The sequence below is a fragment of the Cupriavidus sp. 01T418 genome (assembly GCF_056398885.1).
The window spans coordinates 20,025-35,053 of the sequence record NZ_JBFTQG010000028.1; the positions used below are offsets into that span (position 1 = coordinate 20,025).

At 66.7% G+C, this 15,029-nt stretch carries 13 protein-coding genes; 5 read left to right on the forward strand and 8 right to left on the reverse strand.

Annotated features, from left to right (window positions below; translation table 11 throughout):
* Positions 1 to 289: 289 nt before the first annotated feature.
* Positions 290 to 2,614 carry an NADP-dependent malic enzyme gene (locus AC1DQ3_RS23575; protein WP_477122573.1) on the reverse strand — a complete coding sequence of 775 codons (2,325 nt, stop codon included), beginning with the start codon at positions 2,612 to 2,614 and terminating at the stop codon, positions 290 to 292.
* Positions 2,615 to 2,923: 309 nt separating this feature from the next.
* Between AC1DQ3_RS23575 and thiL the strand changes: the two genes are divergently transcribed.
* From thiL to AC1DQ3_RS23590, 3 genes are all read left to right on the forward strand, one after another.
* Positions 2,924 to 3,904, forward strand: a complete 981-nt coding sequence (gene thiL, locus AC1DQ3_RS23580) for a thiamine-phosphate kinase (RefSeq protein ID WP_477122574.1) — start codon at positions 2,924 to 2,926, stop codon at positions 3,902 to 3,904.
* 105 nt (positions 3,905 to 4,009) lie between these two features.
* Complete coding sequence (locus AC1DQ3_RS23585) at positions 4,010 to 4,576, forward strand: phosphatidylglycerophosphatase A family protein (RefSeq protein WP_477122575.1); 567 nt, start codon at positions 4,010 to 4,012, stop codon at positions 4,574 to 4,576.
* A 36-nt stretch (positions 4,577 to 4,612) separates the two neighbouring features.
* Entirely contained in the window at positions 4,613 to 5,110 is a 498-nt protein-coding gene (locus AC1DQ3_RS23590) for a CinA family protein (RefSeq protein ID WP_477122576.1), read from the forward strand.
* A 39-nt stretch (positions 5,111 to 5,149) separates the two neighbouring features.
* Here AC1DQ3_RS23590 and pyrF read toward each other — a convergent pair whose 3' ends face one another.
* A complete protein-coding gene (gene pyrF, locus AC1DQ3_RS23595) occupies positions 5,150 to 5,968 on the reverse strand; it encodes an orotidine-5'-phosphate decarboxylase (RefSeq protein WP_477122577.1) in 819 nt (272 codons plus the stop codon).
* A gap of 169 nt (positions 5,969 to 6,137) precedes the next feature.
* On the opposite strand from pyrF, the gene AC1DQ3_RS23600 reads away from it, so the two are divergent.
* Complete coding sequence (locus AC1DQ3_RS23600) at positions 6,138 to 7,040, forward strand: DMT family transporter (protein ID WP_477122578.1); 903 nt, start codon at positions 6,138 to 6,140, stop codon at positions 7,038 to 7,040.
* Positions 7,041 to 7,569: 529 nt separating this feature from the next.
* Positions 7,570 to 8,532 (forward strand): magnesium/cobalt transporter CorA, encoded by a 963-nt coding sequence (gene corA / locus AC1DQ3_RS23605; RefSeq protein WP_477122579.1) that lies wholly within the window; start codon positions 7,570 to 7,572, stop codon positions 8,530 to 8,532.
* A 7-nt stretch (positions 8,533 to 8,539) separates the two neighbouring features.
* Here the strand turns inward: corA and mtgA are convergent, their stop codons facing one another.
* From mtgA to AC1DQ3_RS23635, 6 genes are all read right to left on the reverse strand, one after another.
* Positions 8,540 to 9,241: a monofunctional biosynthetic peptidoglycan transglycosylase gene (gene mtgA / locus AC1DQ3_RS23610; RefSeq protein ID WP_477122632.1), complete on the reverse strand. Its 702-nt coding sequence runs from the start codon at positions 9,239 to 9,241 to the stop codon at positions 8,540 to 8,542.
* Positions 9,242 to 9,333: 92 nt separating this feature from the next.
* Positions 9,334 to 10,227, reverse strand: a complete 894-nt coding sequence (gene aroE, locus AC1DQ3_RS23615) for a shikimate dehydrogenase (protein WP_477122633.1) — start codon at positions 10,225 to 10,227, stop codon at positions 9,334 to 9,336.
* A complete protein-coding gene (locus AC1DQ3_RS23620) occupies positions 10,227 to 11,096 on the reverse strand; it encodes an energy transducer TonB (protein WP_477122634.1) in 870 nt (289 codons plus the stop codon). Before AC1DQ3_RS23620 ends, aroE begins: the two co-directional genes overlap by 1 nt.
* Positions 11,097 to 11,257: 161 nt before the next feature.
* Positions 11,258 to 13,408: a ribonuclease catalytic domain-containing protein gene (locus AC1DQ3_RS23625; protein WP_477122580.1), complete on the reverse strand. Its 2,151-nt coding sequence runs from the start codon at positions 13,406 to 13,408 to the stop codon at positions 11,258 to 11,260.
* Positions 13,409 to 13,589: 181 nt separating this feature from the next.
* On the reverse strand, positions 13,590 to 14,330 hold the full coding sequence (gene fabG, locus AC1DQ3_RS23630; RefSeq protein ID WP_477122581.1) for a 3-oxoacyl-ACP reductase FabG: 741 nt from the start codon (positions 14,328 to 14,330) through the stop codon (positions 13,590 to 13,592).
* Positions 14,331 to 14,406: 76 nt separating this feature from the next.
* Positions 14,407 to 15,024, reverse strand: a complete 618-nt coding sequence (locus AC1DQ3_RS23635) for a chorismate--pyruvate lyase family protein (protein WP_477122582.1) — start codon at positions 15,022 to 15,024, stop codon at positions 14,407 to 14,409.
* Positions 15,025 to 15,029 lie beyond the last annotated feature (5 nt).

The window sequence follows — 15,029 nt, forward strand, 5'->3', positions numbered from 1 at the left end:
AATTTGACAAGGGGGTCGCTGCGCGGCTGCCACACCGCCTCAACTGCCCTTTCTGCCCGCGCCCCGGACAGCTTGCGCGAAAACCGGCGGCATCGTTGCGAGTAACGAGCGCCTACTTCAAAGGCATAAGGTTACGCCCATGCCAATAAATAATCAATCCCCGCCCCTGCGCAGAGTGGAAAACTCCAATTGTTTCAATGCGTTAATAGGATGTGTGCACACACTGACAATGCCGCGCACGCGATAAAAAAGCCGGGCAAGCCCGGCTTTTCAAGACTGACGGCGAAGCTTAGCGCTTGGCTGCCGCGTCAACCACCACCAGCGACGTCATATTGACGATACGGCGCACCGTCGCCGAAGGCGTCAGGATATGGACCGGCGCCTTCACGCCCAGCAGGATCGGCCCGATTGCTACATTGTTGCCCGCCGCGACCTTCAGCAGGTTGTAGGCGATGTTGGCGGCGTCGATATTCGGGCATACCAACAGGTTGGCCTCGCCCTTGAGCGTGCCGTCCGGCACCAGCGTGTCGCGCAGCTTCGGGTCCAGCGCGCAATCGCCGTGCATTTCGCCATCCACCTCGAGGTCCGGGGCGCGCTCGCGCAGGATCGCCAGTGTTTCGCGCATCTTCTGCGCCGACGGCGCCTCGGACGTGCCGAAGTTCGAGTGCGACATCAGCGCCACCTTGGGGACGATGCCGAAGCGCTTGAGTTCCTCGGCGGCCATCAGGGTGATCTCGGCCAACTGGTGGGCGGTCGGGTCGATGTTGACGTGCGTATCGACCAGGAAGATCTGGCGGCCCGGCAGGACCAGCCCGTTCATGGCGGCGTACACCTCCTTGGTGCCACCCAGGACCTGGTCGATGTAGCGCAGGTGGGCGGCGGTGGTGCTGACCGTGCCGCAAACCATGCCGTCGGCCTCGCCCTGCTTGACCAGCATGGCGCCGATCAGCGTGGTGCGGCGGCGCATTTCCAGCTTGGCGTACTGCTGGGTGACGCCCTGGCGGGCCATCATCTTGAAGTACGCCTCGGAGTAGTCGCGGAAGCGTGCGTCGTGTTCCGGGTTGACCACGGTGAAATCGATGCCGCCGCGCAAGCGCAGGCCAAAGCGTTCGATGCGATGGGCAATGACCGCCGGGCGGCCGATCAGGATCGGGTTGGCCAGCTTTTCGTCGACGATCACCTGCACCGCGCGCAGCACGCGCTCTTCCTCGCCCTCGGCGAAGACGATGCGCTTCTTCTCCATGTCGACCTGGCGGGCGGCCGCGTAGATCGGCTTCATCAGCGTGCCGGAGTGGTACACGAACTGCTGCAGCTGCAGGCGGTACGCGTCCATGTCCTTGATCGGACGTGCGGCCACGCCGGACTGCATGGCGGCCTCGGCCACCGCCGGCGCGATCTTGACGATCAGGCGCGGGTCGAAGGGCTTGGGAATCAGGTACTCGGGGCCGAACGACAGGTCCTGGATGCCGTAGGCGGTGGCGACGATGTCGCTCTGCTCCTGACGCGCCAGTTCCGCAATGGCATGCGCCGCGGCAACTTCCATCTCACGCGTGATGGTGGTCGCGCCGCAGTCCAGCGCGCCGCGGAAGATGAAGGGGAAGCACAGGACGTTGTTGACCTGGTTCGGGTAGTCGGTGCGGCCGGTGGCGATGACCGCGTCCGGGCGCACTTCCTTGACCAGCTCCGGCAGGATTTCCGGGTTGGGGTTGGCCAGGGCCAGCACCAGCGGCTTGTCGGCCATGCGCTGGACCATGTCCTGCTTGAGCACGCCGGCGGCGGACACGCCCAGGAAAATGTCGGCGCCGTCGATGACTTCGCCCAGCTTGCGCTTGTCGGTCTTTTGCGAGAAGCGGGCTTTCTCCGGGTCCATCAGCTCGGTGCGGCCTTCGTAGACCACGCCAGCCAGGTCGGTCACCCAGATGTTTTCAAGCTTCATGCCCAGGTCCAGCAACAGGTCCAGGCAGGCCAGCGCCGCGGCGCCCGCGCCGGAGGCCACCAGCTTGACCTTGTCGATCTCCTTGCCAACCACCTTGAGGCCGTTGACCACGGCCGCGCCGACCACGATGGCGGTGCCATGCTGGTCATCGTGGAAGACGGGGATCTTCATGCGTTCGCGCAGCTTGCGCTCGACGTAGAAGCACTCCGGTGCCTTGATATCTTCGAGGTTGATGCCGCCGAAGGTGGGCTCGAGCGAGGCGATGATCTGCACCAGCTTCTCGGGGTCCTTCTCATCGATTTCGATGTCGAACACGTCGATGCCGGCAAACTTCTTGAACAGGCCGGCCTTGCCTTCCATCACCGGCTTGGAAGCCGCCGGGCCGATATCGCCCAGGCCCAGCACGGCGGTGCCGTTGGTGATCACGCCCACCAGGTTGCCGCGCGCGGTATAGCGGAAAGCGTTGGCGGGATCGGCCACGATTTCTTCACAGGCGGCGGCCACGCCCGGCGAGTAGGCCAGCGCCAGGTCGCGCTGGTTGGACAGCGGCTTGGTCGGCGTGACCGAGATCTTCCCCGGGGTCGGAAACTCGTGATATTCCAGGGCAGCTTTGCGCAGCGCCTCACGCTGCTGCTGCTTCAGGTCTTCTGGGGGCATGGGCTGCTGGGGACTGGTCATCGGCGCATCTTCCGGTCGGTGGAGCCGTTATTGACGTTACTGGAAACGAAATGGCGGGCCGGCTCCACGTACCCGCGGTCTCTTCCTCTGGAACCCCACATTTTATATTGTGAAATACTATTTCACAATAAGCGTTTTGCGCGGGGCAGCTTTGCGTTTCGGTACAATATGCCGCAAGCCGCCGGCGCTGAACAGCAGGGCGAAACCCGCCCCGGCGGAGCCCGGCAGCCGGGATCCTTGCCTGCGTACGCCATCTTCGCGGCGGTTTTCCGCTCCTTCGCAGAATCTCCGCCGCCTCGAAACCTCCCCATGCCCCAATCCTCCAGCGCCCAGCTCTCCGAGTTCGACCTGATCCGCCGCTTTTTTACCCGGCCCGCGCGCAAGGCCGTACTGGGCGTGGGGGACGACTGCGCGCTGATCGAAGGGCGGCCGGGCCACCACCTCGCCATCAGCACCGACATGCTGGTCAGCGGCCGCCACTTCTTCCCCGACGTGGCGCCACGGGCGCTGGGCCACAAGGCGCTGGCCGTGAACCTGTCCGACCTGGCGGCCATGGGGGCCGAGCCCCGCGCCTTCACGCTGGCGCTGGCACTGCCCGAAGCCGAGCCCGCCTGGCTGGCCGAACTGGCCGCGGGCATGCTGGAACTGGCCGATGCGCACGGTTGCGAGTTGATCGGCGGCGACACGACTCGCGGCCCGCTCACACTGAGCCTGACGGTGTTCGGCGACGTGCCCGAGCACAAGGCGCTGCGGCGCGATGCCGCGCGCCCCGGGGACGACATCTGGATCTCCGGCACGCTCGGCGATGCCCGCCTGGCGCTGGGCGACTGCCGCGGCGAATGGCTGCTGCCCGAGCCGGACTTCAGCCAGGTACGCCCCCGCATGGAATTGCCGATGCCCCGTATCGCGCTGGGCATGGCACTGCGCGGCGTGGCGCATGCGGCACTCGACATCTCCGATGGCCTGGTTGGCGATCTCGGGCATATCCTGGCGCGCTCCCAGGTGGGTGCCCTGCTCGACGTCGATTCCGTGCCGCGCTCGGCGGTGATGGCCGACCAGCCGGAGGCACGCCAGCGCGAATGCACGCTGGCCGGCGGCGATGACTACGAACTCTGCTTCACCGCCCCCGCCGGTGCCCGCGAGACCATTGCCGCCATCGGCGAGCGGCTCGGGCTGGCGCTCACGCGTGTCGGCGCCATCACATCCGAGGCCGGGCTGCGCCTGGTCAACCGGAGCGGCGACCCAAGCCCCTATGCAGGCAGCAGCTTCGACCACTTCGCATCCCCCTGACAAGCCGGTGTCCGCCGTGTCATGATGCAGCCATGCAGAGCGCCAGACCCTGCCCGGACATCGTGTCCTGCACAATCCCATCCGAACCATACGAGCCAATCCCTGATGTCCGCCTACCCGCCCGGGCCTTCCGCGCACGATCCCGCCCTGACGCTGGAAGCCGGCCAGACCGCCAAGATCATGCGCCCCACGGCGCGTTTCATGTTCTCGCACCCCGCCCACCTGATCGCGCTCGGCTTCGGCTCCGGGCTGTCGCCGGTTGGCCCCGGCACGGTCGGCACGCTGTATGCGTGGTTGTCCTACCTGGCGATCTCGATGTGGGTGCAGCCGGTAACCTGGCTCTGGCTGATCGTCGGCGGCTTCGTGCTCGGGCTGTGGGCCTGCGCCCGCACCGCGCGCGACATGGGCGTGCACGACCACGGCAGCATGGTCTGGGATGAGATCGTAGCGTTCTGGCTGGTCATGGCCTTTGTGATGCCGACCGGCTTCTGGGGCCAGCTCGCGGCCTTCCTGTGGTTCCGCCTGTTCGACATCGCCAAGCCGGCGCCGATCGGGCATCTCGACCGCACGCTCAAGGGCCCGGGCCTGCGCGGCGGCTTCGGCGTGATGTTCGATGATGTGATGGCCGCCTTTTACACCTTGCTGGTGTTCGCCCTGTGGCGCTCGCTGTGAGCCGCTTTTTCCGCAACCCTTACTGAATCCGCCATCATGTCCGTCAGCCGCTTGCTCGACCAGCTCGCCATCCAGGTCGGTATTTCCCTGAACGAGAAGTCGCTGTTGCTCGCCACGGCGGAGTCCTGCACCGGCGGCCTGGTGGCCGCGGCCATTACGGATGTATCGGGTTCGTCAGGCTGGTTCGAGCGCGGCTTCGTCACTTACTCGAACGAAGCCAAGTCGACCATGCTGGGGGTGCCGGCCAAGCTGATCCGCGATCATGGCGCGGTCAGCGAAGAGGTGGCGCGCGCCATGGCCGAAGGCGCCCTGCTCAACAGCCGCGCCCAGGTGGCGCTGTCGATCACCGGCGTGGCCGGGCCGACCGGCGGCACGCCGGAAAAGCCGGTGGGCATGGTTTGCTTCGGCTGGAGCAACCGCATCACCACCAAGGTGGAAACGCAGCGCTTTCGCGGCGACCGCCCGCAGATCCGCCGCCAGGCCGCGGAATACGCCATCCGCGGCCTGCTGGAACTGGTCCGCAACGAAGCCTGAGACACGCGGCGGCCGGACCGCCGCCAGCGGTGCGATCGCTCAGCCGCGGCGGAAGCGGTTGATGGTCTCGCGCGTCTGCAGCGCGACGTTGCGCGCGGCGGCGGCGAAGTCTTTCTCGCCGCTGGCATAGAGGACGGCGCGCGAGGAATTGATCATCATGCCGGTGCCGGCAGCCGTACGCCCGGCGCGAACCGTAGCCTCGACATCGCCGCCCTGGGCGCCGATGCCCGGGATCAGCAGCGGCATGTCGCCCACGATCTCGCGCACCCTGGCAATCTCCGCGGGGAAGGTCGCCCCCACCACCAGCGCCATCTGCCCATTGGTATTCCAGCGCGTCGCGGCCGCCTCGGCCACCACCTGGTACACCGGCTTGCCGTCCACCGGCAGGAACTGCACGTCCGAGCCGCCAGGGTTGGAGGTCCGGCACAGCACGATCACGCCGCGATCGGGATAGGCGAGGTAAGGCTCCATCGAGTCCAGGCCCATATACGGGTTGACCGTGACCGCATCGGCCTGGTAGCGCTCGAAGGCTTCGATGGCGTACTGCTGCGCGGTCGAGCCGATGTCGCCGCGCTTGGCGTCCAGGATCACGGGAATCCCGGGGTGGGCGTCATGGATATAGGCGATCAGCTGCTCGAGCTGGTCTTCGGCCCGCTGCGCGGCAAAATAGGCGATCTGGGGCTTGAAGGCGCAGACCAGGTCGGCGGTGGCGTCGACGATCTCGCGGCAGAAGGAGAAGATCGCGCCACCCGTGCCCGTCATGGACAGGGGCAGCTTGCCCGGATCGGGGTCAAGCCCGACGCACAGGAGGGAATCATTGCGCTGCCAGGCTGCAGCCAGCTGCTCGGTGAAAGTCATGGGATGCTCGCTAATCTGGGTCGGCCGCATCGGCTTGGCGCCGGTCCCTGTGGGCCGGGATGGCGCTCCCCGCGGCAACAGTCGTTCCTGCGATTTTACCCGCTGCGTGCTATCTTCTGCCGTTCTTCCTCATACAAAGAGCGGTCTCGCACACACCCGCCACCCCGCCATGTCTCTCGACCGCCGCAGCCTGGTGCTGCTCGTCATCCTCACGTTTGCCTGGGGCATCAACTGGCCCATCATGAAACTCGGCGTGGCGCACTTCCCGGCCCTGGGATTCCGCCTGCTCTGCATGGCCGGCGGCGTGCTCGCGCTGGGGCTGGCCTTGCGCCTGCGCGGCGAATCGCTGCGCGTCCCGGCCGGCCAGTGGCCCAGCGTGATCAAGCTGGCGATACCCAATATGGTGATCTGGCATCTGCTGGCGATCTGCGCGGTCAAGATGCTGTCCTCCGGGCGTGCCGCCATCCTCGGCTACACCATGCCGATCTGGGCCGTGGTCTGGGGCCTGGTGCTGTTCCGCGACCGCATCGGCGCCGCTGCCTGGTTTGGCATTGCCTGCGCGCTGGCCGGCACGGCCCTGCTGCTGTCCGGCGAGATCGCCGCGCTGACCGGCAGCCCGGGAGGCACGCTGCTGATGCTGGGCGCCGCGGCCGGCTGGGGCCTGGGCACGCAGATGATGAAACGCAGCCGGATCGAGATGCCGATCGGCGTGCTGACCTTCTGGATGCTGGTGGTCACGCTGCCCTTCCTGCTGCTCGGCACGCTGTTGCTCGAGCAGGGCTGGCGCGTGCCCAATGCGGTGGAATGGGGGGCGATCGCCTATAACGCGGTGGTGGTGTTCGCCTACTGCCACCTGGTCTGGTTCATGCTGGCGCGCAGCCTGCCGCCGGTGGTGTCGAGCCTGTCGATGATGTTCATCCCGGTGGTGGGCGTGTTCTCCGGCATGTGGATGCTGGGCGAGCAGCCGCACTGGCAGGACTACGCTGCGATCTTGCTGATGTTCGCCGCCATGGCCTCGGTGCTGCTGGTGCCGCTGGTGCGGCGCTGGCGCCAAAGCGCGCGGGCGGCATGACAACGCACTGCGCGCCGGCGCCTGCCCGCCGGGGCCTCCCCGCCGGGGCCTCCCCTTCACCCAGATTTCACTTAACAAGCCCCCCTCGTTGGGCTACACTCGCGGCCATCATAATCCCGGAGAAACTACGTGGGCAGTAGCATCGGGTGTTCGTGCTGCCGCAACCAGATTGCGATCGCACCGAATGCCATGTCACTGCGGGCTGCGTAACGACGACCGCCGGAGCCGGACCATCCAGCTCCACCGCTTCGTCGGACTTGCCCGCAGCACATACTGCGGGTGAGTGTTCTTCCGTGCCCCTGACGGCCGCCGCCGCGCGCGCCGCCGCATGCCGGACTTTCCCTCTCCCGGCTTGCCAGCCATGAACGGCAAACGCCATCGCCTTGCACGCTCGCAAATAGCGCGCAGCGCGATCACGCTTGCCAGCGGCCCCATGCATCGCTGTTCGCGCGCGAAGCATGGGTTCGCCCAGGGCCGGACAAGCCTAGCCTGCGCGTTTTTTCGCCAAACGCAACAAGGAAGCCCTGGGATGATCAACCTGTTCGTCCTGCAGAAAGGCCGGCTCGCACAGGAGCAGGTCGACGATCGCAATGAACTTCTGCAGCACAAGCCGATCTGGATCGACGTCATCAGCCCTGACGAAGAAGAACTCGCCTGGATCAAGGAAGCATACGGCGTAGCCCTGCCCGAACTCGAAGACCTGGGCGACCTGGAAGCCTCGGCCCGCTACTTCGAGGGCGAGGACGAAAACATCCATATCCGCACCGACTTCCTGCTCGACGAGGAAGAGATCTCGCGCAACGTGCGCGTGGCGTTCGTGCTGGCCCGCGACGTACTGTTCTCCATCCACGACGAAGACCTGCCGGTATTCCGGCTGGTGCGATTGCGCGCGCGCATGCGCCCGGGCTCGGTGCGTAACGCCAAGGACGTGCTGATGGACCTGTACGCCACCGATGCCGAATACTCGGCGGACTCCATCGAGGAAGTCTACGAGCGGCTGGAAGAAGCCAGCAAGCGCGTGCTCGCGGAGAACGTGACCGATGCCGCGGCGGCGGATGTGCTGGAAACCATCGCCCGCGAGGAAGACCTGAACGGCCGCATCCGCCGCAACGTCATGGACACGCGCCGCGCGGTGTCATTCCTGATGCGCAGCCAGTTGCTGTCGGCCGAGCAGCAGGACGAAGCCCGCCAGATCCTGCGCGATATCGACTCCATCGAGAACCACACCGCGTTCCTGTTCGACAAGATCAACTTCCTGATGGACGCCACCGTCGGCTTTATCAACATCAACCAGAACAAGATCATCAAGCTGTTCTCGGTGGTGTCGGTGGCGCTGATGCCACCCACGCTGATCGCCAGCATCTACGGCATGAACTTCAAGTTCATGCCGGAACTGGACTGGGGCGCGGGGTATCCGTGGGCCATCGCATTGATGGCGGTGTCGGCGGCGATTCCGCTGGTGTATTTCAAACGCAAGGGCTGGCTGAGCTGAAGCGGGCTCAGTCCGGCAGCGTGGCCGCGCCCATGCGGCGCGCGATGATATTGGCCTTGACCTTGAAGTTCACGCGCACGTTGGCGCAGTACTGCTTCTTGTCAAAGCATTTCGGCGCCGGCAGCGCGGCGGCCAGGCGCGCTGCCTGGCCCACGCCGAGCCTGGCCGCGCTGGTCTTGAAGTAATGCTGGGCGGCAGCCTCCGCGCCGAACACGCCCTCGCCCCACTCCACCGAATTCAGGTAGATCTCGAAGATACGCTGCTTGTCGAGCCAGAACTCGAGCATCCAGGTAATGGCGAGCTCCTGCCCCTTGCGCAGGTAGTGCTGCTCCGACGAAAGAAAGAGGTTTTTCGCCAGTTGCTGGGTAATGGTGGAGCCGCCGCGCACGATGTGGCCGCGCTTCTTGTTGCGCTCCCACGCATCGAGCATGGCGTCGAGCTCGTAGCCGGGATGATTGACGAAGTCGGCGTCTTCGCTGGCGATCACCGCCCGCTTGAGGTTGCGGGAGATGTCGTCATAGCCGACCCAGCGGCGGTCCACCTGGCAGCTCCAGAAATGCCAGCCGCACAGCCGCCACTGCTCGGCCCGCATGAAGGCCGTGGACGACGGGTTCACGGTTTGCCAGGCGGCGATCTGCAGGAAGAAATAAAGCTGCATGGCCAGCACGCCGGCGATCAGCGTGCCTAGCAGGTAAGCGAGCCAGCGCAGCGGGTTGAAACCACCGCCGCGCCTGGCAGGACCGGGACGGGCGGTGCCCTTGCGCTCAGCCATGGCGATGCCTGCGGGCCGGACCGCCGCGCTCAGCGCGCGGCCTCGGCCTGCAGCTCGACGCGCAGCGCGGCCAGCACCGGCGCCGTGGCAGGCCGCACGCCGCGCCAGTTGTAAAAAGCTTCGGCGGCCTGCTCCACCAGCATGCCGAGCCCGTCGGCAGTGCGCGCGCCGCATTGGGCGGCGAACTTCAGGAACACCGTCGGCTCGGCGCCGTACATCATGTCGTAGGCCAGCACGCCCTTGCCCAGCAGCTCCGCGGGCACCGGCGGCAGTTCGCCCTGCAGGCTGCTGCTGGTGGCGTTGATCACCACATCGCAGGCGTCGTCCTCGGTCAGGCCCGCGAGCGCGTCGAAGCCGCCGCCCCACAATTCCACGCCATATTCGTCGGCCTGCTGGGCCACGTTTTCCAGGATGTCGCTGGCGCGCTGGGGCGTGCGGTTGGCCACCACGATGCGTTCGGGCCGGCACGCGATCAGCGGCAGCATGGCGCCCATGGCGGCGCCGCCCGCGCCCAGCAACAGGATGCGCCTGCCTTCCAGCAAGGTATCGAGATTGACCTCGATATCCCGCGTGAGGCCGACGCCGTCGGTGTTGTCGCCGTGGATCACGCCATCCTCGATCCACATGGTGTTGACCGCGCCGGCGCTTTCCGCGCGCGGCGTCAGGCGCTCGGCCAGGTCATAGGCTTCGAGCTTGAACGGCACGGTCACATTCAGGCCATGGCCGCCGCCGTCGAAGAAAGCGCGCACGGTGGCGGCGAAACCGTCCAGCGGCGCCAGCAGGCGTTCGTACTCGACGGCCTCGCCGGTCTGCCGCGCAAAGGCGGCATGGATGGCGGGCGAGCGGCTGTGCGCGATCGGATTGCCGATCACTACGTAGCGGTCGGCCTGGGTCTGGGATTGCATCGTTTCAGTAGTAGACATCATCGGGCCTGTAGGCGAGTTTCCAGCCCGCTGCGCGAAAACCTGAAGGTGGAGATCACTTCGAGAATATCCTGGCGGGTCTGCATGTGCGGGGTGAACGCGCCAAACGGCGCTGCCGCCCGCACGATCGCCACCGCCTGGCGGTCCAGCGCGGGATCGCCCGAGCTCTTGACCACGTCGATGGCATCGATGTTGTAGCCATCGCGGTTGTAGCCGAGCTTGCCCTGCCGGTTGACGTTGATCACCAGGATCAACTGGCCGTACAGCGGCTTGCCGTTGCGCTGGGGGAAATCGGTGGTGCCGCGTGCTTCGATCTTCTGGCGCAGGCGGTCGTAATACTGCGCGTAGTCCACCTCCTGCGCGCTGGTGGCGGTGAGCTGGTAGCGCTTGGGACGCTTGGCATATTGTTCGAGATTGCGGCCGATCTCGGCTTCGAGCCTGGCCATCTCGTCCAGCGAGGTGCGGTCGTCCTGGCCGCGCAGGGGATTCTCCGTGCGCTGCTGGCCGGGCTTGAGCGGCTGGCTGTGCACGGCCGGCGCGGCTTCGCGCGACTGCGTCATCAGGCGCTGCTGCTCCTGCTCCATCTGCTCCACGCGGCGCTGCATCTGGCGCACCAGGTCGCCATCCTTGGTGACGGTCTGGGCCGGCAGCGGCGTGGTCGCGCGCTGCTGGTCCTGCTCGCCGCCGCCGTCGAGGTTGGCCTGGGCCAGCACGGTGGGATTGCGCGGGCGCTGCGCCGACTTGGAATTGACCAGCACCACGTCGAGCGCGGCATCGGTGCGCTTGATCTCAAAGGCCTCCGGCGCCACCACGCGCACCGTCAGCAGCAAGGCATGGGCCAGCACCGAGACGACCAGCGCCTTGGCCATCGTGCTGCTGGCGTTCCACCACTGGCGGGGAGAAAAAGCGGCTTTCACGATGGGCGGGGCGTTGGCTGGATGGCGTCGACAGGTCGGGACCGGGGCCGGGGTCGGTCGGACCCCGGTTCAGACTGCGATTGTAAGGGAGCGCCTCGTTTTTTCCGAGGATCTCAGCCCGCGCTGCCGGTGCCGGTGTCGCGTGTGTCCGACGCGGCGGCTTCGCCTGTGGCATCTCCGGCACTCGCGGCGACGTCGCCCTCCTCGGTCGCCTTCCCGCCCACCTCTTCGGCCACCTCTTCGGCCACGCCCTCGGCGGCAGGTTCGGCGGCCTCCTCGGCGGCGGCTTCAGCGGCGGCTTCGGCCGACACCTCGCCGGCCTCGTCGTCGCTCTCGAGTTCTTCAGATGGCAACTCGCCTTCGCCGGCAAAGACTTCGAGGACCCGGCACGACACCTCCAGCGAGATTTCGTCGGTGGCGCCGATTTCCAGCAGCACCTGGGTACCGCGCGCCGCCTGGACCAGCTCGGGCACGCGCGTGACCAGCGGGATCTCGGCAAAGCGCACCGCGCCTTCCTTGAGCACGGAACCCATCAGGCGCTCGCGCTTTTCCTGCTGGAGCCAGCGCAGGCACCAGTAGCGCTCCATGGTCGACTGGTGATCGGCATAGGCTGCGTAAGTGCCTTCGAAATCGGCCACGGCAGCCAGCAGGTCGGAATCCTTGGGCTTGAACGGCGCCACCAGCTTGGCGGTGATGCCATGCTGGGCCACCGCCAGGATCTGCCACTGGTTGACCAGGTCGACATAGCGCCGCAGCGGCGAGGTGCTCCACGCATATTGCGCCACGCCCAGTCCCTCGTGGGGGGCCGGGTAGGTTTGCATGCGGGTGCGGTTCATGCCCCACGCCTTCTGCGTGCGGTAGATGCCCGGCACGCCGTGGTCGGCGAGCAGCTTGCCCCAGGTGCTGTTGGCCAGGATCATCAGCTCGGCCACGATCTTGTCGAGCGGCGAGCCGCGCCGGCGCTGCTCGATGCGCACGCGCTCGCCGCCGCCTTCCAGCAGGTCGATGTAGAAACTGTAGTCGGCACGGTTGTGCGACTCCGGACGCAGCCCGCTGGCGAGACGCGCCTTCTGGCGTTCGTCGTGCAGCCAGCCAGAGAAATGCCACAGCTGGGTCAACGCATCGCGGAACGGGTAGTCACCGGTGCCGGCGGCCAGCGCGGCCTCGGTCACCACATCCTCCAGCAGGTTGTGGCGGAGGTTGGCGGCGATCTTGACCAGCTCGGCGCGGGTCTCGCTGCTGACGATCATCTGCAGGGCCGGGTCGTAGACCACGTACAGCGACAGGGCCGCGCACTCGCGGCCTTCCTGCAGCGTGTAGCGCTCCACTACGGCGTCGGGCAGCATCGTGATCTTGTCGCCGGGGAAGTACACCGTCGACAGACGCTGGCGCGCCACGGCGTCGAGCGGCTCGCCACGGCGGATGCCAAGACCTGGGGCCGCGATATGGATGCCGACACGGATCTTGCCGCCGTCGAGCGGCGTGACCGACAAGGCATCGTCGATCTCGGTGGTGGTGACGTCGTCGATGGAAAACGCCTCCACGTCCGCGCGCGGCAGGTCTCCGGCGGGTTCCGGCACGGCCAAGTCGGGGAAGCCGGTGCCCTTGGGAAAGCACTCGGAGAGGAACTTGGCCTCATGCAGCGCGCGCGGGCTGGCAATGCCGCCCACCGCCACCATCAGCCGCATCGGGGACATGCCCAGCGCGGTGCAGGCGGCGTCCATCGCCTTGTACTCGAGGCTGTTCTTGTCGGGCTTGAAGAGCAGTTGCAGTGCCTTGCCGCGGAAGGCATCGGGCAGCGTCATGGCCTTGAGCCCGGCTTCGTATCCGGCCTGCACCAGGGCCTGCTGCTTCTTGCGCTCCAGCGCGGCGAGCGCCGCCTTCAGCTGGTCTTCCGGCGCGCGCTGGTAGCGTCCGCGTCCCTTGCGGCGGAAATAGACCGGATTGCCGTGCAGCGCCTGCGCCAGGGCGGCTTGTTGCACCACGCTCGCGCCCGCGCCGAAATACTCGGCGGCCAGGTCGGTGAACCCGAACTCTTCCTCCGACGCGCATTCCCACAGGAACTCCAGGTCGATCTCGCCAATCAGGTCGGTGGTCTGGCGCACCAGCTCGATCGCCGACGGCTGCGCGAACTGCAGCAGTACGTCACGCGACTTGACCTTGGTGCGTTTGCCCGCGGGCAACTCCACCTGGTACGACTCGCCCTGCTGGGTCAGCACGGTGCCGGCGCGAATCTCGCCGCCTTCTTCGAACAGCAACTGCATGGATCGGTACTTTCAGAAATGCCGGGAGCCGCTCCGGACAACAAGCGCCCCGGCGTTTTGTGACGCCTGCGGGAACGGCCCGGTGAGAGAAATGGTGCAAGGCCGCCTACAGGCGAGACGGCAACCGGACTTGAGATGATACCGCACCGCGCCGGATGCAAGCCCGGCGCGGGACCCGCTGTCAGAGCGACATGCCGCCGCTGGCCTCGATTGCCACGCCGTTGACATAGCTGGCATCGTCGCTGGCCAGGAAGGTGTAGATGCTGGCGATTTCCGACGGTTCGGCCAGCCGGCGCAGCCAGCAGGACGATTTCATGCCATCGAGCACCTTCTCCGGCACGGTCTGCAGGATCTCGGTGGCGACGAAGCCCGGGCATACCGCGTTGACGCGCACGCCCTTGGGACCCAGCTCGCGCGCCCAGGTCTTGGTGAAGCCGATCACGCCGAATTTGCTGGCCGCATAGTTGGTCTGGCCGAAATTTCCGTACAGGCCAACCACGCTGGAGGCATTGAGAATCACACCGCTACCCTGCTCGGTCATGATCGAGGCCACCGCCTGCGCGCAATTGAACACACCCTTGAGGTTGACGTCGATCACCGAATCGAACTGGGCTTCTGTCATCTTGGCCAGCCGCGCATCCTTGGTGATGCCGGCATTATTGACCAGGATGTCGACCCGGCCGTGCCTGGCGAGCGTGGCCCCCACCATGGCGTCCACTTCGTCGCGGCGCGTCACGTCGACCTTGAATGCGCTGACCGTGGCGCCCGTTGCGGCAAGGGTCTCGGCGGCAGCGCGCACACGCTCTTCCTGGACATCGCAAAGCACTACCAGCGCGCCTTCCGCGGCAAAGCGCTGCGCGGTGGCAAAGCCGATCCCGGCGGCAGCGCCGGTAATGATGGCAACGCGTCCCTGCAATTTCATGATGTTGGTCTCTTCTTGGTTGTGGTAGTGGCGTGTTCTTGTTTTCTTGTCTTGTATGGATGGGTACTGGCTACCGCTACTGCTGGCCGGAACCGCCCTGAGCGGGCGCCTTCGGACTTTCCGGCGCGGAACGCTCCCGCAGGTCGGGCAGGAAGACTTCGGTCACCAGCATGACGCCGCCGCCGCGCCTGAAGACCGAGCGCCGCGCAGGCAATATCAAGGATGGCGCCAGTTCGCGCATGGCCGGCACGGCCTGCTGCAGCCGCAGCCGCAGCGGGTGATGCGGCCGCAAGCGCGCGAAAGCAAATGGCTCGCGCCGCACGCGGGGATCGACGAACAGCGCGCCGCCCAGGGGACGCTCTCCCAGGCCGCGCAGGAAAGGCCAGTCGCGCCTGGCGTGGTCCGGTTTCACCACGGTATGGGCAAAGATTGCCGGCACGCCGTCGCAGACCAGCAGTACCTCCCGGGCCAGAGCGCGATGGCGCGCGGGCAGGCCCAGGGCCTGCCATTCGTCGGCCAGGGCAATCTCCATGCGCTGCGCGAGGCAACGTACCCGGAACCGGCTCGACGCCGCCACCAGCCGCGCGGTCAGCGAGCCTTCGCCGGTGACCCAGCGCCGCAGGTTTGCGCTGATGGCGGGATCTTCGGGTAAATGGGAGTGCCAGCCGCTGCGGCGCACGTGCACCCCGTTCATACCGC

What these genes read in the sequence shown, in the direction of transcription:
- AC1DQ3_RS23575 (WP_477122573.1), bottom strand. Translation starts at nt 2,614, where the DNA reads ATGACCAGTCCCCAGCAGCCCATGCCCCCAGAAGACCTGAAGCAGCAG.
- thiL (WP_477122574.1), top strand. Translation starts at nt 2,924, where the DNA reads ATGCCCCAATCCTCCAGCGCCCAGCTCTCCGAGTTCGACCTGATCCGC.
- AC1DQ3_RS23585 (WP_477122575.1), top strand. Translation starts at nt 4,010, where the DNA reads ATGTCCGCCTACCCGCCCGGGCCTTCCGCGCACGATCCCGCCCTGACG.
- AC1DQ3_RS23590 (WP_477122576.1), top strand. Translation starts at nt 4,613, where the DNA reads ATGTCCGTCAGCCGCTTGCTCGACCAGCTCGCCATCCAGGTCGGTATT.
- pyrF (WP_477122577.1), bottom strand. Translation starts at nt 5,968, where the DNA reads ATGACTTTCACCGAGCAGCTGGCTGCAGCCTGGCAGCGCAATGATTCC.
- AC1DQ3_RS23600 (WP_477122578.1), top strand. Translation starts at nt 6,138, where the DNA reads ATGTCTCTCGACCGCCGCAGCCTGGTGCTGCTCGTCATCCTCACGTTT.
- corA (WP_477122579.1), top strand. Translation starts at nt 7,570, where the DNA reads ATGATCAACCTGTTCGTCCTGCAGAAAGGCCGGCTCGCACAGGAGCAG.
- aroE (WP_477122633.1), bottom strand. Translation starts at nt 10,227, where the DNA reads ATGTCTACTACTGAAACGATGCAATCCCAGACCCAGGCCGACCGCTAC.
- AC1DQ3_RS23620 (WP_477122634.1), bottom strand. Translation starts at nt 11,096, where the DNA reads ATGGCCAAGGCGCTGGTCGTCTCGGTGCTGGCCCATGCCTTGCTGCTG.
- AC1DQ3_RS23625 (WP_477122580.1), bottom strand. Translation starts at nt 13,408, where the DNA reads ATGCAGTTGCTGTTCGAAGAAGGCGGCGAGATTCGCGCCGGCACCGTG.
- fabG (WP_477122581.1), bottom strand. Translation starts at nt 14,330, where the DNA reads ATGAAATTGCAGGGACGCGTTGCCATCATTACCGGCGCTGCCGCCGGG.
- AC1DQ3_RS23635 (WP_477122582.1), bottom strand. Translation starts at nt 15,024, where the DNA reads ATGAACGGGGTGCACGTGCGCCGCAGCGGCTGGCACTCCCATTTACCC.